A 23558-nucleotide genomic window follows, 5' to 3' on the forward strand; every position below is an offset into this window, starting at 1 on the left:
TCAGTGGTGGGCGACGATGGCGACGGGCGCGGTGGCGTGGTGCAGCACCGCGTGCGTGACGGGTCCGATGTGCGCACCGATCGGGTTGTGGCGGATCCGGCGGCCGACCACGACCAGTGAGGCGTCGCGGGCGGCGTTGACGACCCGGTCGGCGGGGCTGCCGTAGCGGGACTCCTCGATCACCTCCACATCCGGGTGCTTCTCCCGCCAGGGGCGCAGAACCTCGGTCAGGGCGGTGGCCTGCTCCGCGCGCAGATCGGCGGCGAGCTCCGGATACGAGGGCACGGCGTAGACGTAGTACGGCGGAAGGCTCCAGCTGTGCACCACCTTCAGCGCCGCATGCCGCCGGTCGGCTTCCTCGAAGGCGAATCCGATCACCGCATCGTGCGGCTTGTCCGTGTCCAGGCCGAGCACCACGGGCCGGTACCCGGCGGCCGCGGAGGGGGTGCCGGAGGAGTCCTCCTCGTACTCGTCGGCGGCCCGCTCGCCGGAGCGCACCAGAACGACGGGGGTCGCGGTGCGGGCGATCACCGCCATGCCCACGGACCCGACGAGGTATCCCCTGAACCCGCTGAGTCCACGGGAGCCGAGAACCAGCAGGCCGGCGTCCTTCGCCACCTCGGGCAGCACGTCCACGGCGCCTCCGGGAATCTGCTCCACGACCACCTCCACACCCGGGTGGCGCGAGCGAAGCCGGGCGGCCGCCTCACGCGGAATCCGCTCGATCCGGTGCCTGTGCTTTCCACCGGTCAGGAGCGGGGATTCCGCCATCGGTTCCGGGACGGGTTCCCAGACGTTCACCAAGCGCAACGGCAGTTCCCGCAGCTTCGCCTCGCGGGCCGCCCAGTCGGCGGCGGCACGGCTCTCGAGCGAGCCGTCGAAGCCCACGGTGACGGTGTGGGACATGGGGTCCACCTCCTGCGGTCGGGTTCTTCCGATCCCAGAGTGGCGGCCTGGGCCCACCCTGGTGCAGAGCCCGCCGGTCCCCGGTCCGGGGCCATTGGGCCCCCACCGGTCGGGCTCACTGGCCGACGGCGGAATCCCGCTCCGTCCGTCCGCCCCGTGGCCGCCGGTCCGGCCGGGTGTGGGCGTGCCCGCGGCACTCGTCCGTCCCGGTCGCGGCGGTGCCCCGCCCGTGCGGTCGCTGTGGCGCCGAGGACACGCGGAGCGACCGCACGAACTCCGTACGGGCCGGCCGGCCGGTGGGCCGGTCGCTCCCGAGCCGCCCGGGTCCGGCTGTTCGACCCGTACGTCCCGCACGGCCGCGGGGGACGGTGTGAGCGAGCTGGGGCAGCCCGGGCGCGGTGAGCCGGTCATCCCTGCCGGGGCCGGCGGTGTTCCCCCTCGTCCGGGAAATCCGGGTCGAGGGCCGGCCGGCGTTCCGGTCCCGTCAGCGCGCAGTCCACGTCCACGACGCCTTCGACGCCCCGCACCAGGCGCACGGCGAGCGGTGCGAGGGAGGTGTCGGGGACGTGGCCGGAGAGGGTGACCACTCCGTCGCGCACCCGCACCCGCACCGACTCCATCGACGCCGGGAACCGGCCGGCCACCACCTCGGCGCGGATCTCCCGGGCGATCTCCTCGTCGTCGCGGAGGAAGACCTTCAGCAGATCGGTACGGCTGACGATGCCCTTCAGCATGCTGTCGTCGTCGACCACCGGCAGTCGCTTGACCCGCCGCCGGGCCATGACACGGGCGGCCCGGGCGAGCGTCGCGTCGGGCGGGACGGTCACGGCGGGCGCGGTCATCAGCTCCTGCGCGGTGACCGCGCCCGCCTTGTCCGGCTCGGACGGCCGGCGTCGGGACACGGGCCGGTGCGGGGCGCTGTCGCGGAACTCCTCCTTGTGCAGCAGATCGGCCTCGGAGACGACTCCGATCACCCTGCCCCCGCTGTCCAGCACCGGCATGGCGCTGACGCCCCACTGCTCCATCGTCTTCGCGATGTCCTTGAACGTCGCCCCGCCGGCCAGGGCCACGACAGTGCGGGTCATGACGTCGCTCACCGTGCTCGGAGAGCCGTACATGATGTCCTCCCACGTACTCGGGTCGGCCTCACGTCGTCCGTACGGCGACGGCGTCGTGCGGTTCTCCGCCGAGTACGACCTTGAGGGCGCCGGTCTCGGCGGCGTTGGCGAAGACCTCGTAGGCCTCCTCCATCCGGTCCAGGGGGAAGGTGTGGGTGACCATCTCGGTCGTCGGAAGCCGGCCGGCGGACGCCATCCGCAGGAGCGTGGGGGTGGAGTGCGTGTCGACCAGGCCCGTGGTGATGGTCACGTTCTTGATCCACAGGTCTTCGAGGTGCAGCGTGGCGGGCTTGCCGTGGACGCCGACGTTGGCCACATGCCCTCCGGGTCGCACCATGCGCGTGCACAGCTCGAAGGTCTCCGGCACACCGACGGCCTCGATGACGACGTCCGCGCCGAGCCCGTCGGTGAGGTCGGCGATCAGCTGTTCGGGGGCCTCCCCTGCGTCGGCCACGGCGTCGGCGCCGAAACCGCGGGCGGCTTCGAGCCGGGCGGTGGCCAGGTCGACGGCGACGATCCGCTCGGGCGAGAAGAGCCGGGCGGTGGCGACGGCGGCGAGCCCGATGGGGCCGGCGCCTACGACGGCGACGGTGTCGCCGGGACGGACCTTGCCGTTGAGCACGCCCACTTCGTAGGCGGTGGGGAAGATGTCGGCCAGCAGTACGGCGTCCTCACTGGTCACCGCGCTGGGCAGCGGGTGCACGGACAGATCGGCGTACGGGACCCGGACGTATTCGGCCTGGGTGCCGTCGATCAGGTGGCCGAGAATCCATCCTCCGCCCCCACGGCACTGGCCGTACACGCCTTCCCGGCAGTAGCGGCACCGTCCGCAGGCACTGATGCAGGAGACCAGCACCCGGTCTCCCGGGCGCACGGTGCGCACGTCGCTGCCCACCTCCACGATCTCGCCGACCGCCTCGTGCCCGAGCACGGTGCCGGGCCGCACCTCGGGCACATCGCCCTTGAGGATGTGCAGGTCCGTCCCGCAGATGGTCACCGCGGTGACCCGTACGATCGCGTCGGTGGGCTCCTTGAGGCCCGGGTCCGGGACCTCCTCCCACGAGGCCTGTCCGGGACCGTGGAAAACATGACCTTTCATGCTGTTCCTCACTCTCTTCCGCTCCTGGCGGGGACGTGTGTCGCGGGTCCGGCTCCTCGTCACGGGGCCGGTGCCGGTGCGGGTCGGGGGGCGCGGGGCCTGCGCGGCGGCAGGCGGATCCGTGCGCGGGACCGCCGCGGCAGGACCTGCTCCAGGCAGGTCGCCGCAGGTGCGCGGACCGAGCCGGCCGCCTTTCCGCAGCGGTCCCGCCAGAAACGTCGCGGTGATCTCGCGGGCGGGCGCCGAGAGCCGGAACCGTGCGGGCGGCCCGCCGAGCCGGCCGCCCGACGGGCGGGGTGGGCCAGTGCCCGTGCCACAATCTGCGGTGGGGCGTGGGAGGACATCGTGCCGCCGTCCCGTCCTCCGGGTTCGCGCCCGGACCGGATTGTCGCCGGGGCGCCGGCTCACCGCGAAGAGCCTCAGGCGCGGGTGCTCCGACATCTCCTCGCAGGGCGCCTCGAGCCGGTCTGTCGTCACCGGGCCGCCCGGAGCGGATGCACACCGTCGCGCCGTCCGCGAGCAGAGCGTGTACGGAGGGCCTGCTGATCGCCTCGTCCGTCATCGCGGGTCTCCTCCCACCTCCACGGCTCTCCCAGCGTCCAGCGGTTCCCTGCGGGGTACCACGGGCTGTCCGGACCATTCCGGGGGCCGATCGGCCTCGAGTCCCGCTCGCGGCCCGCCCGGGGGCGACGCGCGAGCGCCCGGGGTACCGCCGCGTTGCCGCCGCGGTACCCCGGGCCGGGGCGGGTGCGTCAGAGGAGCCAGCGGTTGCGGCCGACGAAGGGCAGGCGGGCCCAGACCTTGCCCAGTCCCCAGGTGGCGCCGGCACCCGCGGTCGCGAGGGCGATCAGGACCACGGCGTACACCAGGTGGTAGTCGGCGAACGGGTTGGTCGACATGCTCGCCGACCCGTCCGACAGATGCTGCGCCGGCGGCCATTCCGCGACCCACATCAGCGCCATCATCACCGTGCCCGCCACCGCGGCCAGACGCAGGCCGATACCGGCGATCAACGCGACACCGATGCCCAGCAGGCCCAGCATGAACAGCCAGTCCGCCCAGGCTGCTCCGGCCCAGGCGTGGAAGGTGGATTCCATCGGTCCGACCGTCACCGAGCCCAGGAAGCCCTTGGTGGGCGACCCGCCGTCGATCCAGCCCTTACCGGACTGGGTGGCGTAGCCAAAGCCGAAGGCCTTGTCCAGGAACGCCCACAGGAAGACGAAACCGGTCAGCAGCCGCAGCCCGGCGAACACATACGGGCTGGTCGCGGATGCCGCCGCCGTGCCGGCCGCCGCCGGAGCCGTCCCCGTCCTGTGCAGCGACGGAAAGCGGAATCCGAGCGAGCGGTGCGAGTGGTCGTGGACTGCCATGATGCTCATCCCCTCCGAGGAAGTTGCGCCCGAGATTCTGTCTCGTTGCGCTTTCAATGTCCCGCCTCCACGGCGTCCGCCGCAGGGGCCGGCAGGCCCGAGCTCAGGCCCGAACGTCCCGACGCCCCTGCCGTTCGGACGGGTCGTCAATGTCCGTGGCGGGAAGACCCGTTGGACTCCGTTACGGTGTCCGGCCGGGTCAAGTCACCTCGCCGATAAGGCTGTCACCCCCTTTCACGGTGTGAGGACGAGGAGGTGAGGTGCGGTGCACTCCGCCGGGCAGCACGCGGACGGCTCCGGCACCGGCGGAGGAACCGGTGGCGGCGGCGCGCGGAGGTCCTCGTCCGGCGTCCTCGTCCGGCGTCCTCGGCGGCCCGGACGGCTCGGGACGGCGCTCGGCGACCAGGAGGAGCCATGCGGCACGGAAGGCCCTGGCGAAGCCGGCGGTGCCGCGTCCTGCAGGCCGGCGTCCTGCTGGTCCCGAAGCGCGTGAGCGTGCGCCGTCGGCAGCGGTCGCGGCTCCCATGGCACCCGGCCGCCGCCGGGGTGAGCCCGAGGGGGAGTTGGGAGCGCTCCGGACGCGGGAGCCATGGTGGCTGGTCCGCTGGTCGTCGGTTCAAAGGGGCCCGGGGTCCGCGAGGAACGCGGCCATGCCGTCGTGGTCGGCGACGGCGTGAGCGACGCTGCCGCTGACGTCGGCACGGCGATGGGGGCGCGGGGGTTCCACCGCGTCCTCCGAGGCCGCAGACATCCTCCTCACCACCGACCCGGTGGACCGGCCGGCCGGCGCCACGTCCGTCGGCGGCCGGAGCTCGCCGTACCGGACTCGGAGGTGTCGCCGCGGGTACGGGCAGGGGGAACCGACTTGGGCGAGGGGCGGGACGCGATCGGCTCCCGGCGCTGCCCCACGGGGGAAGGACAGTGACGGAAGCCGATGCGGGACCACGGTAGCCAGGCGCGGTGAGGTGAGCACAGGGCCGATCGGCCCTGTACGGAGTCCGGTTCAGCCCGTGTGTGCCGTGGGAGTCCAAGAGCTCCGGAGCCCGAGCGTCGGCGGAGCCACCGGCCGGCCGCCGTGCCACCGGGCCGACGTCCGGCCCGTGCCGCGCGAGGGCTGGACCATCGCCGATGTGGCATGAGGGCGGGTCGTGGGCGGATCGTCGCGCCGGCGTGGACCGAGGACCGGCTACCGGGCGGCCGGTTCCGGCAACTCGCGGTGCAGTACGACTTTCAGGGCACCGGTGTCCGGTCCCTGCGCGAAGACCTCGTAGGCGTCCTCCATGCGCTCCAGGCGGAACCTGTGGGTGACGAGCGGGGACACCGTGAGGCGCCCGTAGGCCAGCAGGTCGAGCAGCCACGGCGTGGACGAGGTGTCGACCTGACCGGTGCTGATCATCAGGTTCTTGCACCACAGTGTCTCGAGATGCAGGGCGGCGGGTCTGCCGTGCATGCCGATGTTGGCGATGTGTCCTCCCGCGCGCACCACGCGGGTCGCCAGGACGAAGCTGTCCGGATCGCCCGCGGCCTCGATGACGACGTCGGCGCCGGGCCCCTCGGACACGTCGGCGACCATCCGTCCGGGGAGTTCCGCGGCATCGGCGCCCATGCGGGTCGCGGATGCCAGCCGTGACGTGGACAGATCCACCGCGATGATCCGCCGGGGCAGGTAGAGACGGGCGATGAGGACGGCGGCCAGGCCCACGGGCCCGGCGCCCACCACGACAACGGTGTCCCCCGGGCTCACATGCCCGTTGCGCACGCCGACCTCGTAGGCCGTGGGGAGAAGCTCGGCGAGCAGAACCGCCTCGTCGAGCGGCAGGTACGGAGGACGGCGGTGCGTGGAGGAGTCGGCGAAGGGGACGCGGACGAACTCGGCCTGCGTCCCGTGGATCTCCCGGCCCAGGATCCATCCGCCGCCGCCCCGGCACTGTCCGTACATGGCGTCGCGGCAGGGTGGGCAGTCTCCGCAGGCCGACACGGACGACACGATCACCTGGTGTCCGGGACGCCGGATGTGCACCCCCCTGCCGACCTCCACCACTTCGCCGACGGCCTCGTGGCCCAGCACCGTCCCCGGCTTCACCTCGGGAAGGTCGCCCCGCCGGATGTGCAGATCACTTCCGCAGACGGTGGTCGCATCGACGCGCACGATCGCGTCGGTGTCCTCCTCGATCACGGGATCCGGGACCGTGTCCCACGATGCCCGTGCGGGGCCGTGGTAGGCGAGTCCGCGCATGGCCGCTCCCTCGCTCGTCGTCCTGTCCACCGTCGCCCTCACCGGACTCCCCGGCAACACGACGGAGCCCGCACCGGTCCGCGCCCGTCAGTCCGGCCGCATGTAGGGGCGGCGGAAGACCGGAGCCTGACTGGTGCCCCACGGACGCAGGGCTGACAGTGCCCGGACGACCGCGGCTTCCAGAGGGCCGCCGGTGTCGACCGTCACGGCCTCGGGCCACGGTGATGCCTCGGCAGCCATGGCGGTGGCGACGGCGATGCCGGCATCGGACACCGATGCCTCCGGGGCTCGAGCGGCGAGGCGGGCCTGCGACACCTCGCCGGGGACCCGGCAGTGCAGGGCCACCAGATCGGCGCCGGTGCGTTCGGCCGTGCGCTCGGCCGCTTCGCGTTGTCCCGCGTCGGACCAGGTGGCGTCCAGGACGACGGATTCGCCGGAGGACAACAACGCGGACGCACGGTCGAGCAGGGCGGCGTACGTCCGGGCGCTCCACTCCGGCGTGTACAGGCCTTCGCCGTAGCGGGCCGCCGCGGGCTGCTCCGCCGGAATGCCTGCCAGTTCCTTGCGGAGGCGATCACTGCTGAGCAGGGTCACGCCCAGGCGGTCGGCCAGCGCTCCGGCGAGCGTGGACTTCCCGCTGCCCGGCAGCCCGCCCACCAGCGTCAGACCGACGGCGGAGGTGCGGAGGTGTCGCAGTGTCGCCGCGACGAGCCGCCGGGACGCCGCCTCCGCGTCGGCCGCACCCTGGCGGGACTGGATCAGGGAGACCTTGGCGCGGACGAACGCCCGATAGGCCACGTAGTGGTGCCACAGGGAGGGAGGCGCGGGATCACCGGAGTACTCGCTGTACCGGGCGAGGAAGTGGGCGGCGGATTCCGGGGCGCCGAGCAGTTCCAGGTCCATGGCGAGGAAAGCGGCGTCGTCGAGGCCGTCGACGTGGCGAAGGCGGTCGTCGAACTCGAGGCAGTCCAGGATGCGGGGGCCGTCGTCGAGACAGAAGACGTCCTCGGCCAGCAGGTCACCGTGGCCGTCGACGATCCGTCCCTCGCGGATCCGGGTTTCGAACAGCTGCTCGCGGCCGGCGAGGTAACGGCGCACCAGCCGCTCGACCTCGTCGATGCCGTCGGGCAGGGGGATCTCGCCGGCCAGCGCGCGGACCTGCGCGAAACTCGCTTCCCACCTCGATGACAGCGCGTCGCGGGTTCCGTCCACGTCCACGTCCGGGCTGCGGCGCGCGTCCGCGTGGCGAGCGGCGAGCTGCCTGGCCACGGACCGCAGGACCTCGTCCACGGCGGCTCCCTCTCGCAGCAGCCGTGACAGTCGGCGGTCCGCCGGCATGCGGCGCATCACGACGAGCGGTTCGGCCGCGTCCGTGTGCGGCAGGCGGATCTCCCCCAGGCCCAGGTAGACGTCCGCCGCGAAGCGGCGGTTGAGGGCCACCTCCTGTTCGCAGGCGGCGCGGCGTGCCGCCTGGGTGGTGTAGTCCAGAAACTTCAGATCGACCGGTTTCTTGATTTTGTACGCGTGGTCGCCGAAGAGGAGCACGATCGCGGTGTGCGTCTCGTGCAGCTCCGCGCGCGGAAACGTCACGCCGTCGGGGCAGGAACCGGAACCCGACCGAGGTACGGACGCGTCGCGCAGATCGTCATCACCGGGGCCGTGCGGCTTCACGACCACGACGCCGCCCGTCCCCCCACGGTCTCGCCGGCCGTGCTGCCGCGCGGGGTTCGGCGGGGACCGGTACCACCGGCGGCAGCCCGGCCCGTATCGCGGTGGACAGGCCGATGTCGCCGAGTGGTCTTCCCGCCCTCGTGCGCGGCCCGACGGGCAGCGGCAGGGCTCTCGGGTGGGCCGTCGAGGCCAACGGTGATCACTGGCTCCATGCGCCTGGCTCCGTCTCGTAAGAGGCTGGACATGGCGGTGACCGGGTTCGCCGATCCGGAAACATGGGCACATCGCACGGTGCCCGCCGCTCATTCGAGAGTTACCGCAAACTCTTTCGCCGCGCATCCCGGACCAGTGCGGGGCGGAGCCCGAAGGCGGGCATCCGGCCAGGGACGAGGGATGACTGCGCTGCTCCCCCCGGTGGTCGGGGACCTTCGGCCCAGTGACCGGGGGCCCTTCTCCGTTCGACGGTGAGAAGAGAAGCAGCCAGCCATCCGCTGGAGGCCCCGACGATGGGTACCCGGCACCCACCTCGCATCCGGCCCGCTGCCACCGCGCGGGGGAGCACGCGTCCAAGGGCCCGAACCGCTGACCCGTGCGTCGGACCGGATCGAGTCCCGGGTACGCCGGGTGTCGATGATCGTCCTCGTGCCGGACGCCCGGTAGCGGAGCTCCGCGGCGCGGGCACGGCTGACGAGGGCGCCCGGACCCGTCCCTAGCTGAGGAGAAAAACAATGTCGCACACCCTGGAATGGAAGACTCGCCTCTACCTCTTCGAGGAGGAGGGAACCACGAAGGCCCGCACGGTGATCGACACCGGGACCACGGTGCTCACCGGTCACGGGACCGCCCACCGCAATCCCGCGGACACGGATGTGCCGGAGATCGGTGACGAACTGGCCGCGGGCAGGGCCCTGCAGGATCTGGCCCGGCAACTACTGGACATCGCCGAACACGACGTCGAAGGCATGGGCGCGCCCCGGGCGGACACCGGTCCGGCCGTCGGATGGCCGATGTGACCGGCTGTTCGCTCCCCGGCCGGATGGCGGAGAAGGGCGTCATGCACGGCGTGGCCCCGACTCACCGGCGTTCGACCCCGGCGACATGGGCCGACGCGTGGCCTCCGAACACGAACGGCCGGCTCCGCCCGGGAAGGGACCCCGTGTGTCGCGGCGGGTCCCGGGCAGTGCGACGGTATGGACAGATGGTCTGTCAGTGACTGTGAAGAGAGATGAGGGGACCATGGAACTTCCGCTGGTCGTGGGCGTCGACGGATCGGATTCCAGCCTTCAGGCCCTGGACTGGGCGACGGACGAAGCGGCACGCCACGGGGCTCCGGTGCGTCTGGTCCACGCCTCCCTATGGGAGCGTTACGAGGCGGCTCGCCCTTCCCTCGGCACCGATCGCCCCGCTGAAAGGGTCATGGCGGAGCACATCGTCGCGTCCGGCATCGAACGTGCCCGGCTGCGCCATCCGGAGGTGAAGGTGACGGGCGATGTGGTGCCCGACGATGCCGGCTCCGCACTGCTGGCCGCGGGGCGTGAGGCGTACGCCCTGGTCGTGGGCTCGCGCGGCCGTGGCGGAATGACCGGGCTCCTGCTCGGATCGGTCGGCCTCACCGTGGCGTCCCGTGCTGTGTGCCCGGTCATCGTGGTCCGTGGCTCCGAACAGAACCGACAGGGCCTCTTCGGACGGCTCGTGGTCGGGGTGGGCGACCCGGCCACGAGCCTGGGTGCCGTGCGGTTCGCCTTCCGCGAGGCCGAGACGCGCGGTTCGGCCCTCGACGCCGTGCGGGCCTGGCGCCGCCCGGCCCACGAGCACGTGGACCACCCCCTCATCGCCGACCGCGCCGCCGGCGCCCTCGATGAGCACGCCGCGACCGGCCTCACCGAAGCGCTGGACGGGGTCATGCGGGAGCACCCCGACGTCGAGGTGCACCGCAGGCCGGTCGAAGGTCCCGCCCACCGGGTCCTGCTGGACGCGACGGCCGAGGCCGACCTGGTCGTCGTCGGCGCTCTGCGCCGCCACGGACACTTCGGTCTGCAGATCGGCCGTGTCGCGCACGCCCTACTGCATCACTCCGCGTGCCCGGTCGCCGTCGTTCCCCGGCGGGCCTGAACACCGTCGCTCGGGCCGGCCGCACGCCGGTGCCCGGCGCGCGGGGAGAGGGGCAAGAGCCGCTGATGTCGGAATGGACATGGGAGTTCGAGGGGTACGACCCCGCCGCCGAGCGGTTGCGCGAATCGCTGTGCACGCTCGGCAACGGCTACTTCGCCACCCGCGGTGCGGTCCCGGAGAGCCGGGCGGGGCTGGTGCACTACCCGGGAACCTATGCGGCCGGCTGCTACAACCGTCTGGTGTCGCGGGTCGTGGGACGGCAGGTGGTGAACGAGGACCTGGTCAACCTCCCGAACTGGCTGCCCCTGCGGTTCCGCTGCCGCCCCGACGGCGGGGCGTGGGGACCGTGGTTCTCCCCGGACACCCGCGTCCTCCACCACCACCGCCACCTCCTCGACCTGCGCCGCGCCACGCTGACCCGTACGTTCCACTACCGGGACGACGCGGGTGTGCTGCGTGTCGAGCAGATCCGCATCGTTCATATGGGGGACCCCCATCTGGCCGCGCTGCGCACCGTGTTCACGGCCGAGGACTGGTCGGGCGAGGTCGAGATCGAGTCCGCCCTCGACGGCGGCGTGATCAACGGCAACGTACACCGTTACCGGTCCCTCGAGCGCCGTCACCTGACGCGCGTTCACACGGGGACGGAGGAGCCCGGCACGGTGTGGCTGCACTGCCGTACCAGCACCTCGGACATCGCGATCGCCATGGCGGCCCGGACCGTCGTCACCGGGCAGCCACCCGGCTCGACGGAACTGCGGCCTGCCCGGCAGCGTGCCGTGCACCGCCTGGTGCTCCCCGTCGTTCCCGGCCGGGCCATCGGCATCGAGAAGACCGTGGCGCTGCACACCTCACGTGACACCGCGATCGCCAACCCGCTCGAGGCGGCCGTCGACCGGGTGACCGCGGCCCCGGACTTCCCTACCCTCCTGGGCTCCCACACCGCCGCATGGGAGGAGCTGTGGCGGCGCGCGGAGCTGCACGTACCGGGCGTGGCCGGCCGTGTCATGCGCCTGCATCTGTTCCATGTACTGCAGACGCTGTCACCGCACACCACCGACCTGGACGTGGGCGTGCCGGCCCGGGGGCTGCACGGCGAGGCCTACCGCGGCCACGTCTTCTGGGACGAGTTGTTCGTCCTGCCCTATCTGAACCTGCACTGTCCGGAAGTCTCCCGCGCACTGCTGACCTACCGGTACCGACGCCTGCCGCAGGCGTGCCGGGCGGCCGCCGCCGTCGGCCGGGCGGGGGCGATGTATCCGTGGCAGAGCGGCAGTGACGGCCGTGAGGAAACCCAGGAGTGGCATCTGAACCCGCGCTCGGGGCGATGGCTGCGTGACCACTCGCGGCTCCAGCACCACGTCGGTTCGGCGATCGCGTACAACGTGTGGCGGTACTGCCAGGCCACCGGCGACACCGAGTTCCTGTACACCAAGGGCGCGGAGATGCTGCTGCAGATCGCCCGCTTCTGGGCGGACCGCGCGGTCCTCGAACCCGGCTCGGGCCGCTACCGGATCCGCGGCGTGGTGGGCCCCGACGAGTACCACGACGCCTACCCGGACGCCGGCCGGCCAGGACTGGACGACAACACGTACACGAATGTCACCGCCGCCTGGGTCCTCGCCCGCACCCTGGACCTGGTGCGGCGGCTGCCCACGTGGCGCAGGGAGGACCTGTTCCGGCGTGTGGGCCTGGACGGCGACGAGATCCCCAGGTGGGAGGTGGTCTCCCGGCGACTCTACGTGCCGTATCACCAGGGGGTCATCAGCCAGTTCGAGGGCTACGGCGACCTGACCGAGCTGGACTGGGACGCCTACCGTACGCGGTACGACAGCATCCGGCGCCTGGACCGGATCCTGGAGGCCGAGGGCGACAGCGTCAACCGGTACATGGCGTCCAAGCAGGCCGACGCGCTCATGCTGGGCTATCTGTTCTCGCCTGCGGAGCTCCAGTCGTTGTTCAGGCGCCTGGGATACCCGATGGACGACGGGATCTGGCGCCGGACCGTCGACTACTACCTGCGGCGTACCAGCCACGGCTCCACCCTCAGCGAACTGGTGCACGCCTGGGTGCTCGCCCGGGTCCGGCGGGCCGAGGCGTGGCAGTACTTCCACGAGGCCCTCGAGTCGGACGTCGCCGATGTCCAGGGCGGCACGACCGGCGAGGGCATCCACCTCGGCGCCATGGCGGGGACCCTCGACCTGGTCCAGCGGGGTCTGACGGGGCTGGAGACCCGCGAGGACGCCCTGTGGCTGGATCCGGTGCCGCTCCCGGCGCTGTCCGAGTACGGATTCTCGCTGCACCATCGCGGGCACTGGGGCATCGGGGTACAGATGCAGAGCGGGCAGTTGCGGATCAGCCTGCCCGATTCGGAGGAAGCACCGGTCCTCGTGGTGCTCGCCGGCCGGACCGTCTCACTGGCACCGGGAGAGACGCGCACGCTGCCGCTTCGATGACCCTCATGCCGACGAGCGGAATTTCCGCTGGGTGAGGACGGCGACTTCCCGAGGCTGAGATCCGGTGCCGCCCAGCCGTACCCCTCGACGACCGGCGCCGCGGCGTCTTCGAGGACGACGCCGTCCTCGCCGCCCGTCTCGTCCCCCGAACAACCGGCGTCAGGCCGGGCCGGCCCAACGTGGTCGCCCGTTCGCCGAGGAGGTCCGGGGGTACCGGGTGTCGTTCCGCTCGTCGATCACGCCACTGGTGATCCACAACGTCCGGTGTGACCTGAGATATACCTTTTGACTCCTGGTGGCGTGTAGCTTGGCTGACTGCTCCCCCACACAACGTCGCGAACATCGGGTGCATGTCACACCGATCGTCCAGGAGACCGATGCGCCCTCGAATACCCCTCATCCCCCGGATGGCTTCTCTCCCGCCCGTCGCCCTGGCGGGCGGTGCGCTGACCGTCGGCATCGGCGGTCTGTACCTCGCCGGGCTGCTGCTCACCGGCGGCGAGATCGAGACGGGCACCACGGTGCGCGGCGTGGACATCGGGGGTCTGACCCGCGAGGAGGCCACGCGGAAGCTGGAGCGGCACCTGGTGGCGGACGGCCCGCGGAAGCTGGCGGTGAAGGTCGGCGACCGCAGGGGTGCGGTCGATCCCCGGCAGGCGGGGCTCTCCTTCGACCTCCGGGAAACCCTCGACCGGGCCGCGTCCACCGGCGCCGATCCGATCGGCGTGATCGGAGGGCTGTTCCGCTCGGGCGGTGACATCGAACCGGTCGTGCGGGTCGACGAGGACAAGGCCCGTGCCGCCCTCGGGAAGCTGACGAAGACCCTCAATACGAAGGTCCGCGACGGCGCCGTCTCCTTCGACGGCGGCCGCGTCGAGCAGATCGCCCCGCGTACCGGGTACACGTTGGACGTGGACGCCGCGATCGGCTCCCTGCGCGCACCCTTCCTGCGCGGCGCGGACGACTCGCTCACCGTGCTCCCCGCTCACGAGAGCAGGCCGAAGGTCTCGGCGGAAGAGGTACGGCGGGCGGTGCGTACGTTCGCTCGGCCGGCGATGTCGGCGCCGGTCACCCTCACCGCGGGCGGCAAGCGGTTCACGATCACGCCGGCCGTGCTGGGCGAGCACCTGACCCTGCGACCGGACGACACCGGCAGGCTCACACCCGAACTCGACAGCAAAAGCCTTCGTGCCGCGCCCGAAGTGGCCGGCGCCCTCAACGGGCTGCCTGACACGCCCAGGAACGCCCGGCTGGGGCTCGACGGCGACAAGGCCGTGGTCACCGCCGACGCCAGGCCCCGCGTGGAGGTCACCGACAAAGCCCTGGGCAAGGCCGTCCTGCCGCTGCTCACCAAGTCGGGCGCCGCCCGCACCGGCGAGGTGACCACGCAGCAGACGCAGCCGGAGGTGACCCGCGAGAACGCGGCGCGCCTGGGGCTGACCGAGAAGTTGTCCTCCTTCACCGTCGACTTCGAACCCGCCGCCTACCGCACGACGAACGTCGGCCGGGCCGTGGAACTCATCAACGGCTCGGTCGTCATGCCGGGCGAGACCTGGAGTTTCAACCGGACCGTCGGCGAGCGCACCGAGGCCAACGGTTTCGTCGACGGTGTCATGATCTACGACGACCAGTACACCAAGGCGCCCGGCGGCGGTGTCTCCGCCGTGGCCACGACCGTCTTCAACGCGATGTTCTTCGCAGGCGTCAAGCCCGTCGAGTACGGCGCCCACTCCTTCTACATCGAGCGCTATCCCGAGGGCCGCGAGGCCACGGTCGCCTGGGGCAGCCTCGACCTGAGGTTCACCAACGACTCCGGCAAGGCCGTCTACATCCAGGCCGAATCGACCGACACCTCGGTGACCGTCACCTTCCTCGGCACGAAGAAGTACGACGCGATCACGTCGGTCAAGGGGCCGCGCACCGATGTGCGGCAGCCGGCGAAGAAGGTGAGCACCGCTGAGCAGTGCGTTCCGCAGACCCCGCTCGAAGGTTTCGACGTCACCGTCGAGCGGGTCTTCCATGACGACGGCCGGGAAGTGAGGCGGGAACCGTTCCGCACGCGCTACGCCCCGCGGAACGAGATCACCTGCGAAGAGGCGCCGAGCACGCCTCAGTCCTGAGGACGCGACCCGCGGCTGGTCCCCCGGGTGGCTCTCACGACGCGAGAGGGCAGCTCCATGGTCTCGCACCGGCCCCCGCGACCGAGCGGTGGCGTTCGGCCGCGGAGCGCGACGGCCGTTCCACGTGCCGCGCGGTGGCCGGGTGGGTGCGGCCCGGGTGCGGCCTAGGCTCGGTGCCATGGACCGCGTACTCGCCGGTGATCTGGCCCGGCTTCCCGAGCTTCTGCAGAGTGTGCGTGATACCGCCGTGCGGGAGGCGGAGGGGCTGTCCGAGCGGCCCGTGGCACGCCTCGGCCCGGCACCGGCTCCGGACCCGCTCCCGGTCGACGGCGTCGGTGGCGAGGAGGCACTGGCCCGGTTCACCGAGCGGTGGTCGCCCGGCTTCTCCGGCTCGGCGGGACCGCGCTACCTCGGCTTCGTCACGGGCGGTGCGACACCCGCCGCGGTGGCCGGGGACTGGCTCACCTCCGCGTACGACCAGAACGGCTGCGCGGCCGTCGGTTCCTGGGCGGCGGCCCTGGAGCGGGAGACGGTGGGCTGGCTGCGGGAACTGTTCGGGCTGGGCGAGGAGTTCGGCGGGGCGTTCGTGACCGGCGCCACGATGTCCAACACGGTGGGGCTGGCCGTGGCCCGGGAGTGGCTGGGCGAGCGTCTGGGGGTGGATGTGGCGCGGGACGGGGTGGCCGCGCTGGGTCCGGTGGACGTCCTGTCGGGCTGTGCGCACTCCACCATCGGCAAGGCGCTGTCGATCCTGGGGCTCGGCAGGGGGCGGCTGCGGCGGGTGCCCGTGCTGCCGGGGAACCGGGAGGCCGTCGACGTGGAGGCGCTGGACGGGGCACTGACGGAGCTGGGCGGGCGGCCCGCGGTCGTGGTGGCGAACGCGGGGACGGTGAACACCGTGGACTTCGACGATCTGCGGGCCGTCGCGTCGCTGCGGGAGCGGCACGACTTCTGGCTGCACGTGGACGCGGCGTTCGGCGGCTTCGCCGCCCTCTCCCCCGCCTACGCGCATCTGGTGGACGGGCTCGACGCGGCGGACTCGGTCTGCGTCGACCTGCACAAGTGGCTGAACGTGCCCTATGACGCGGCCGTGCAGTTCACCCGGCGCAGGGATCTCCAGGTCGCCGTGTTCCACAATGCCGCGGCGTACCTCGGTCCGCCCGCCGGTGAGCCCGACTTCCTGCACCTCACTCCGGAGACCTCGCGGCGGCTGCGTGCTCTGCCGGCGTGGTTCTCGCTGATGGCGTACGGGCGGGACGGGCACCGCGAGATCGTCGAGCGGAACGTGGCGCTGGCCCGGCTGCTCGGTGAACGCGTCGCCCGGATCCCCGGCTTGAGACTGCTGGCCCCGGTCCGTCTCAACGTCGTCTGCTTCACGCTGTCCGACGATCCGGGCGAGGAGCGGGTCGCCGCCTTCGACCGGGCGGTGGCGGCGACCGGTGAGACGTTTGTGACGCCGACGGTGTACGACGGGGTGTGGGGGCTGCGGGCGGCGTTCAGCAACTGGCGGACGTCCGAGGAGGACGTGGAGCGGGTGGCCGGGGCGCTGGCGTCGGCGGTCGCACGCGGGATGTGAGGATGAGGCCCCCGTACCGGGTGGATCGGGGTGCCTCACCAGTCGGTCCTACCGGAGGTCTCCCAGCCGGGGCACCGCCCGGTCGAAGCCCTGGTTCACCGCGGTGATCCCGCCGTCGACCACGAGGGTGGTCCCGGTGATCCAGGACGCGTCGCGGGAGGCGAGGAAGGTGACGGCGGCCGCGATGTCCTCGGGTTCGCCGACGCGGCCCAGCGGGTACACACGCCGGAGCGCCTCGAGGTCGTCGTCCCTGCCGGCCCAGGCGCGGGTGCGGACGGTTCCGGGTGCGACGAGGTTGACCCGGACGCCGCGCGGCGCGGCGTGCCCGGTGAGGGTGCGGGTCAGGGAGATGAGACCCGCCTTGGCCGCGCTGTAGGCGTGGTTGCCGAAGTCCTGGAGGCCGTTGACGGAACCCACGCTCACGATGGCGCCCCGGCCGGAGGCGGCGAGGTGCGGGAGCGCGGCGCGGCAGCAGCGGTAGGCGCCGGTGAGGGTGACGTCGAGGTCCGTCGCCCACTCCTCGTCCGGCTCGTCCTCGAAACGGGGTGCGTCCGGTGTGCAGTGGGCGGCGTTGTTGACCAGTACGTCGAGCGATCCGAAGGTGCTCACGGCGTGTGCCACGGCCGCCTCGACCATGGCGCGGTCGGTCACGTCGCAGGCGAAGGCCTCGGCCACGAGCCTTCGTTCCCGCAGTGCCGACGCCGTCTCCTCCGCCGCGTCCGGGTCCGCGTCGGCCACCAGGACCCGCGCCCCCTCCTCGGCGAACCGCAGGGCGGTGGCCGCGCCGATTCCGCGTGCCGCCCCGGTGATGAGAACCCCGTATCCCTCGAAACGCCGTGTGTCCGTCGTCATGGGGTGACGGTAGCCGCCGGGGCGATCACCGCGGCAGATGCCGGAGGGGATCAGCGGTAGCCGGTCACGTCGGCCGGCCTGCCCGCGTCCTGGACCTCGACGAGATAGCGCCAGGCATCCGGGCGGCTGCCGTCCAGGTCGGAGAAGCCGTACTCCCGGGCGAGGCCGCCGCTGGAGAGGGAGGTGCCGTTGAAGCGGGCCACGTCCGGGTCGGCCGCGAGGGCGGTGACGGCCCGGCCGACATAGCGCGGGGTCTCCGAGATGGCGAAGTGGGGCACGCTTTCGAGGGCGTCCCGCCAGTTGTCCTCCCCCACCCCGAAGTGCTCGAGCATGATCTCCGAGCGCAGCCAGCCGGGGGTGAGGGCCACGGCCGTGGCGCCGCGCGGCCCGAGTTCGTGGCCGAGGGCGAAGGCCATGCGCAGGACGGAGGACTTGGCGAGGTCGTAGAAGAAGGAGACGCGGTAGGTGTCGTGGTTGTACTCGGCGGTGCCGTCGGTGACCTCGACGACCAGCCCTCCCGGGTTGCGCAGCAGCAGCGGCAGGGCGTGATGGCTGGTGATCGCATGGGTGTCGACGGCGAGGCGGAGCAGGCGCAGGCCCTTGTCCAGGTCGTGCTCCCAGACGGGCGCGTCCCATTCGAAGAGCGTCTCGCCGCCCCAGATGTCGTTGACGAGGACGTCCAGCCGGCCCTGTTCGTCCCCGATCCGGTCGACGAGCGCACGGACCTGTGCCGGATCGAGATGGTCGGTGGGCACCGCGATCCCCTTGCCGCCCGCCCCGGTGACCAGGTCGGCGGTGTCCTCGATGGTCTCGGGGCGGTCGTACTCGGAGCGGTGGGCGCGGGTGCTGCGGCCCGTGACGTACACGGTGGCGCCCGCCGCGCCCAGCTCCACGGCGATGCCCCGTCCCGCTCCCCGGGTCGCCCCGGCCACCAGCGCGACCTTGCCCTTCAACTGCTCCGACATGTCCGTCCTCCTGTCACCAGCACTGCTTGCCGGTTCGAGGGTGCCGGGTAAGCCGGACATCCTCTGTCGCCTTTTCGCGCCGGTCACCCGGGCGGGCCGCTCAGTGCCCCCGTACGATCCATTCCTCCAGGTGCGGGGCCTCCGCACCGATGGTGGTCGGGTCGCCGTGGCCGGTGAGGACCTTGGTCGCGGGCGGGAGGGTGAGCAGCCGGTCCCGGATCGAGTCGATGATCGTCGGGAAGTGGGAGAAGGAGCGGCCGGTGGCACCGGGACCGCCCTGGAAGAGGGTGTCGCCGGTGAACACGGCTCCGAGGCCCGGGTCGTGGAGGCAGACCGCGCCGGGCGCGTGCCCCGGGGTGTGCAGCACGGTGAGGTCGGCGCCGGCGGCCTCGATCACCTGGCTGTCGGCCAGCCAGGCGTCGGGGTCTCGGTCGGGGTGGGTCTGCTTCCACAGCCCCAGGTCGTCCGGGTGCAGCCAGATGGTGGCGCCGGTGCGCTCGGCGAGGGCGGGGGCGGCGTCGATGTGGTCGTTGTGGGCGTGGGTGCACACGATCGCCGTCAGGCGGCGGTCACCCACCGCTTCGGCGATGGCGTCGGCGTCGTGGGCGGCGTCGATGACGATCGCCTCGTGGTCGTCACCGACGATCCACACGTTGTTGTCGACGTCCCAGGTGCCGCCGTCGAGGCTGAACTGTCCGGAGGTGACGAGTCGTTCGATGCGGGCGGCCATCACAGCACCACCACCGAACGCAGCACGTCGCCGCGGTGCATCCGCTCGAACGCCTTCTCCACCTCGTCCAGTTGGATGGTCTCGGTGACGAAGGCGGCCAGGTCCAGGCGTCCTTGGAGATGCAGGTCGATCAGCATCGGGAAGTCGCGGGAGGGCAGGCAGTCGCCGTACCAGGAGGACTTGAGGGAGCCGCCGCGGCCGAAGACGTCGAGCAGCGGCAGTTCCAGTTTCATCTCCGGGGTGGGTACGCCGACCAGGACGACCGTGCCGGCCAGGTCACGGGCGTAGAAGGCCTGCTGATAGGTCTCGGGGCGGCCGACGGCCTCGATGACGACGTCGGCGCCGAAGCCACCGGTGAGTTCGCGGATCGCCTCGACGGGGTCGGTCTCGCGGGAGTTGACGGTGTGGGTGGCGCCCATGGAACGGGCGGTGTCGAGCTTGCGTTCGTCGATGTCGACCGCGATGATCTTCGCCGCTCCGGCGAGCCGGGACCCGGCGACGGCGGCGTCGCCGACGCCGCCGCAGCCGATGACGGCGACCGAGTCGCCCCGGCCGACCTGGCCGGTGTTGATCGCCGCGCCGATACCGGCCATCACGCCACAGCCGAGCAGCCCGGCGACCTGCGCGGAGACGGCGGGGTCGACCTTGGTGCACTGCCCGGCGGCAACGAGGGTCTTCTCGGCGAAGGCGCCGATGCCCAGGGCCGGGGAGAGCTCCTGACCGGTGGAGGCGAGGGTCATCCTCTGCTTCGCGTTGTGGGTGTCGAAGCAGTACCAGGGGCGGCCCCGCAGACAGGCGCGGCACTTCCCGCACACCGCACGCCAGTTGAGGATCACGAAGTCGCCGGGTGCGACGTCGCTGACTCCGTCGCCGACCGACTCCACGACGCCGGCGGCCTCGTGGCCGAGCAGGAACGGGAAGTCGTCGCTGATCCCGCCCTGCTTGTAGTGCAGATCGGTGTGGCACACCCCGCAGGCCTGGACCCGCACGACCGCCTCGCCGGGTCCCGGGTCGGGTACGACGACCGTCTCGATCCGCACCGGCTCGTCCTTGCCGGGTGCGATCACGCCGCGTACTTCCTGGGCCATGGTGCTGACTCCTTCGTCGGCCGGTGTCCGTCCCCCCGACCCTACGCGGGAATGATCGGTGCCGCCGCCCGCCGTGCGGCGGGTCCGCGCGCTCGACGTAGCCTGAACCTCCGTCCGTGACCGAGGGGGCCATGTGAGCATCGCAGCTGAGGAATCCGGTCCGCCCGCCTTGCGGGTGCTGCTGGGATATGTACGCCCGCACCGGTGGGCGCTGCTGGGCGGTGCCCTGCTCTCGTTGATGACCGGCGCGACGGGGCTGATGCTGCCGCTGGTGGCCCGGGAGCTGATCGACGACCTCTCGGCCGACCGGGCCATCACCGGCCCGCTGCTGCTGATGTCGGCCCTGGTCGTCGCCAACGCGGTGCTGGGCGGGCTGGGTTCGTACGTACTGCGGCGCACCGCGGAGTCGGTGGTGCTCGGGGCGCGGCGCGCGCTGTCGTCGTATCTGCTGCGGCTGCGCATCGCGGCCGTGGACCGCAGTGAGCCGGGCGATCTGATGGCCCGCATCACCTCCGACACCACGCTGCTGCGTGAAGTGACCACCGATTCACTGGTCGGTCTCGGCACCGGCGGGCTCACGCTGATCGCGACCGTGGTGCTGATGGGCTTCGTGGACCCGGTGCTGCTGGGTGTGACGCTCGGCGTCATCGCGGCCGCGGGCACGGTGCTCGGCGTGATCGTGCCGCGGATCAACCGGGCCTCCCGGCGGGCGCAGGACGCGGTCGGGGTGATGGGTGCCTCGCTGGAGCGGGTGCTGGGCGCGCTGCGCACGGTGAAGGCGTCGGGTGCCGAGCCCCGCGAGGAGCGCGCGCTGCACGAGGCCGCGCGGGAGTCGTGGCGGCAGAGTGTGCGCGCCGCCAAGTGGTCGGCCGCGGCGGGGAACACGGCCGGACTGGCGATGCAGATCGCGTTCATCACGGTGCTCGCGGTGGGCGGCGCGCGGGTGGCGACGGGCGCCATCGACATCGGGACGCTGGTGGCGTTCCTGCTGTTCGTGTTCTATCTGATGTCGCCGATCCAGGAGGTCGTCGGCGCCGTCACGCAGTACCAGACGGGCAGCGCCGCCCTCGCCCGGATCCAGGAGGCGCTGCGACTGCCCGCCGAACCGGTGACCGGGCCCGCGGAGTTGCCCGGTCCGGGCACGGCGCCGGCCTCGCTCACCTTCGAGGACGTCCGCTTCCGGTACGCCGACGATCTGCCGTACGTCCATCACGGGGTCACGTTCACCGTGCCCGCGCAGGGCATGACGGCGTTCGTCGGCCCGTCCGGTGCGGGCAAGACCACCGTCTTCTCCCTCATCGAGCGGTTCTACGACCCCGGCTCCGGTGTGATCACCCTCGACGGCCGGGATCTGGCCGACTGGGAGCTGCCGCGGCTACGGGCCGCGATCGGCTACGTCGAGCAGGACGCGCCGGTGCTGTCCGGCTCACTGCGGGACAACCTGCTGCTGGGCAGTCCCGAGGCGGACGACGACACAGTGACGCGGGTGCTGAAGACGACCCGGCTGGACAGTCTGGTGTCCACACTGCCGGACGGCCTCGACACCCTCGTCGGACATCGCGGCACCAAGCTGTCGGGCGGCGAGCGTCAGCGGGTCGCCATCGCGCGCGCCCTGCTGCGCCGGCCCCGGCTGCTGCTGCTCGACGAGGCCACCTCGCAGCTCGACGCGGTGAACGAGGCGGCGCTGCGGGACACCGTCGCCGACGTGGCGCGTACGACGACGGTTCTGGTGGTCGCACACCGGCTGTCCACGGTGACGACGGCGGACCGGATCGTGGTGATGGACGCGGGGCGGGTGCGCGCCGTCGGCACGCACCGGGAGCTGGTGACCACCGATCCGCTGTACGCGGAGCTGGCGGCGACACAGTTCCTGGCGACCGGTGAGTGAGGCGCGGCCGGCGCGTACGGGTCCTGGCTTGCTCCGTCCTCCGGACGGGAGGACGCTCGTAGGAGAGGCCGTCTCGGTCTGCCGGAGGTCCGGGCCGCGGCCTCGGAGGAGGCAGTCATCATGACAACCGCGGCACAGTCCGGCTTCGGCACGGACACCCTGCGCAGGGGCATCGAGGCGGACACGTCGGCGACGCTGGTGTCGCTCTACGCGGACGACGCGGAACTGCGCATCGTCGACCGCAACACCCAGCCCAGCCACCCCAAGGTCCTGCATGGCCGGGACGAGATCGCCGCCATGTTCGACGACGTCTACAGCCGCGACATGACGCACAAGCTCGAGACGTGCGTCGTGCAGGGCGATCGGGCCGCCTACAGCGAGAGCTGCCGGTATCCGGACGGGGTGCGGGTGCTCTCGGAATCGATGCTCACCCTGCGGGACGGCAAGATCACCGATCAGACGCTGATCCAGGCCTGGGACGAGTAGAGCCGCGCACGCGGAGGTGACCGGCCCGTCGCAGGACCTCACCCGCCCGACCGGTCGGCGGTCCGGGTCGAGCGGGGACGTCCTGCCGGCGGCTGTGTCGTAGGCGGAGGCGCGGCCGGTCCGTGCGGTACGAGACCGCGGTGGCCGCTGCTGCGGCAGCGGCTGCTGGGCCGTGCCCTGCCCGCAGCCGCCCCGGCCGTCGGACTCGTGGCCCTGTCCGCCGGGCGGCCCGTCATCGCTCCGGTGAGCGTGCCCGGGGCCGCCGTCACGCGGCTCTCTGCGTGTGCGGAGGAGCGGGTGCCGCCCGGGCGGGTGCCACCACGCCGGGCGGGACGTAGGCGGCCCTGACCTGGGCGATGCCGCAGGGTCCGCCGAGCCGGCAGGCTGACGGGCGGTCAGCCTGGCGGCGGAGCCCATCCGGGCGGGTGCAGGATGCCCAGGAGCTGCCGGACCAGTTCCTCCACGACCTCATCCAGGGTGGCCTCCACCCAGCCCGCGCTCCAGTCGTGGAGCAGGCCGTTGACGCTGCCGATGAAGCCGGTCGCGGCGAGGCGGTGGTCGCGGGACGCGGCCTCTCCCCGTGCGGCGGCGGCCCGCGCCTCCGCGCAGATCAGCTCGACCCACTGGGCGCGGCGGGCGAGGCGCTGTTCCTCGAGCCGCGGGCTGACCCCGATGATCTCGACGAACGCGATGCGGATCCGGCGCGGATCGCCGGTGACGTCGGCGGCATAGGCGCGGAAGACGGCGTCCGCCCGTTGCGCGAGCGGGGTATCGGCGGTCCTGGGCGCGGCGGGCCGGAACGCCGCCTCGGCCCGGGGGTTGACCCGGAGGGGTAGTGCGGCCCGCACATCCTCCAGAATGTGGAAACCCTCCTCGAAACGAAGG

Annotated in this window: 19 protein-coding genes; 7 read left to right on the forward strand and 12 right to left on the reverse strand. The window is 72.3% G+C overall.

Going from position 1 to position 23558, the window contains the following annotated elements; all coding sequences use genetic code 11:
- The 7 genes from ACZ5C2_RS10120 to ACZ5C2_RS10150 all read right to left on the reverse strand — a co-directional run bounded on the left by ACZ5C2_RS10120 (position 1) and on the right by ACZ5C2_RS10150 (position 8298).
- The gene (locus tag ACZ5C2_RS10120; protein ID WP_468788610.1) at positions 1 to 906 is read right to left on the reverse strand and encodes a universal stress protein; all 906 of its coding nucleotides are present in this window, start codon (positions 904 to 906) and stop codon (positions 1 to 3) included.
- A gap of 407 nt (positions 907 to 1313) precedes the next feature.
- On the reverse strand, positions 1314 to 2024 hold the full coding sequence (locus ACZ5C2_RS10125; protein ID WP_468788612.1) for a CBS domain-containing protein: 711 nt from the start codon (positions 2022 to 2024) through the stop codon (positions 1314 to 1316).
- Positions 2025 to 2052: 28 nt separating this feature from the next.
- On the reverse strand, positions 2053 to 3123 hold the full coding sequence (locus ACZ5C2_RS10130) for a zinc-dependent alcohol dehydrogenase family protein (RefSeq protein WP_468788614.1): 1071 nt from the start codon (positions 3121 to 3123) through the stop codon (positions 2053 to 2055).
- Positions 3124 to 3875: 752 nt separating this feature from the next.
- Positions 3876 to 4493 (reverse strand): hypothetical protein, encoded by a 618-nt coding sequence (locus tag ACZ5C2_RS10135; RefSeq protein ID WP_468788616.1) that lies wholly within the window; start codon positions 4491 to 4493, stop codon positions 3876 to 3878.
- Positions 4494 to 5109: 616 nt separating this feature from the next.
- On the reverse strand, positions 5110 to 5244 hold the full coding sequence (locus tag ACZ5C2_RS10140; protein ID WP_468788618.1) for a hypothetical protein: 135 nt from the start codon (positions 5242 to 5244) through the stop codon (positions 5110 to 5112).
- 435 nt (positions 5245 to 5679) lie between these two features.
- Positions 5680 to 6729 carry an alcohol dehydrogenase catalytic domain-containing protein gene (locus tag ACZ5C2_RS10145; RefSeq protein WP_468788620.1) on the reverse strand — a complete coding sequence of 350 codons (1050 nt, stop codon included), beginning with the start codon at positions 6727 to 6729 and terminating at the stop codon, positions 5680 to 5682.
- Between the two features lie 87 nt (positions 6730 to 6816).
- On the reverse strand, positions 6817 to 8298 hold the full coding sequence (locus ACZ5C2_RS10150) for a bifunctional aminoglycoside phosphotransferase/ATP-binding protein (RefSeq protein ID WP_468789132.1): 1482 nt from the start codon (positions 8296 to 8298) through the stop codon (positions 6817 to 6819).
- 830 nt (positions 8299 to 9128) lie between these two features.
- Between ACZ5C2_RS10150 and ACZ5C2_RS10155 the strand changes: the two genes are divergently transcribed.
- The 5 genes from ACZ5C2_RS10155 (at position 9129) to ACZ5C2_RS10175 (ending at position 16664) form a co-directional block, all read left to right on the forward strand.
- A complete protein-coding gene (locus ACZ5C2_RS10155) occupies positions 9129 to 9413 on the forward strand; it encodes a DUF1876 domain-containing protein (protein ID WP_468788622.1) in 285 nt (94 codons plus the stop codon).
- 223 nt (positions 9414 to 9636) lie between these two features.
- Positions 9637 to 10512, forward strand: a complete 876-nt coding sequence (locus ACZ5C2_RS10160) for a universal stress protein (RefSeq protein ID WP_468788624.1) — start codon at positions 9637 to 9639, stop codon at positions 10510 to 10512.
- A 65-nt stretch (positions 10513 to 10577) separates the two neighbouring features.
- Entirely contained in the window at positions 10578 to 12968 is a 2391-nt protein-coding gene (locus ACZ5C2_RS10165) for a glycoside hydrolase family 65 protein (protein WP_468788626.1), read from the forward strand.
- 407 nt (positions 12969 to 13375) lie between these two features.
- Entirely contained in the window at positions 13376 to 15088 is a 1713-nt protein-coding gene (locus ACZ5C2_RS10170) for a VanW family protein (protein ID WP_468788628.1), read from the forward strand.
- Positions 15089 to 15266: 178 nt separating this feature from the next.
- Positions 15267 to 16664 carry a pyridoxal phosphate-dependent decarboxylase family protein gene (locus ACZ5C2_RS10175; protein WP_468788630.1) on the forward strand — a complete coding sequence of 466 codons (1398 nt, stop codon included), beginning with the start codon at positions 15267 to 15269 and terminating at the stop codon, positions 16662 to 16664.
- A 48-nt stretch (positions 16665 to 16712) separates the two neighbouring features.
- Here ACZ5C2_RS10175 and ACZ5C2_RS10180 read toward each other — a convergent pair whose 3' ends face one another.
- The 4 genes from ACZ5C2_RS10180 to ACZ5C2_RS10195 all read right to left on the reverse strand — a co-directional run bounded on the left by ACZ5C2_RS10180 (position 16713) and on the right by ACZ5C2_RS10195 (position 20299).
- Entirely contained in the window at positions 16713 to 17516 is an 804-nt protein-coding gene (locus ACZ5C2_RS10180) for an SDR family NAD(P)-dependent oxidoreductase (protein WP_468788632.1), read from the reverse strand.
- A 50-nt stretch (positions 17517 to 17566) separates the two neighbouring features.
- Entirely contained in the window at positions 17567 to 18481 is a 915-nt protein-coding gene (locus tag ACZ5C2_RS10185) for an SDR family oxidoreductase (RefSeq protein ID WP_468788634.1), read from the reverse strand.
- 100 nt (positions 18482 to 18581) lie between these two features.
- Complete coding sequence (locus ACZ5C2_RS10190; RefSeq protein WP_468788636.1) at positions 18582 to 19211, reverse strand: MBL fold metallo-hydrolase; 630 nt, start codon at positions 19209 to 19211, stop codon at positions 18582 to 18584.
- Complete coding sequence (locus tag ACZ5C2_RS10195) at positions 19211 to 20299, reverse strand: S-(hydroxymethyl)mycothiol dehydrogenase (protein WP_468788638.1); 1089 nt, start codon at positions 20297 to 20299, stop codon at positions 19211 to 19213. The genes ACZ5C2_RS10190 and ACZ5C2_RS10195 overlap by 1 nt, the downstream gene beginning before the upstream one ends.
- A 133-nt stretch (positions 20300 to 20432) precedes the next feature.
- Here ACZ5C2_RS10195 and ACZ5C2_RS10200 point away from each other — a divergent pair, with 133 nt between their 5' ends.
- Together ACZ5C2_RS10200 and ACZ5C2_RS10205 are read left to right on the forward strand one after the other, a co-directional pair.
- A complete protein-coding gene (locus tag ACZ5C2_RS10200; protein ID WP_468788640.1) occupies positions 20433 to 22187 on the forward strand; it encodes an ABC transporter ATP-binding protein in 1755 nt (584 codons plus the stop codon).
- A gap of 120 nt (positions 22188 to 22307) precedes the next feature.
- A complete protein-coding gene (locus tag ACZ5C2_RS10205) occupies positions 22308 to 22673 on the forward strand; it encodes a nuclear transport factor 2 family protein (RefSeq protein ID WP_468788642.1) in 366 nt (121 codons plus the stop codon).
- A gap of 395 nt (positions 22674 to 23068) precedes the next feature.
- Here ACZ5C2_RS10205 and ACZ5C2_RS10210 read toward each other — a convergent pair.
- Positions 23069 to 23558: TetR/AcrR family transcriptional regulator (locus ACZ5C2_RS10210; protein ID WP_468788644.1), on the reverse strand; the 490-nt coding region annotated here is incomplete at its 5' end.

The organism is Streptomyces sp. NPDC031365, from assembly GCF_055569765.1.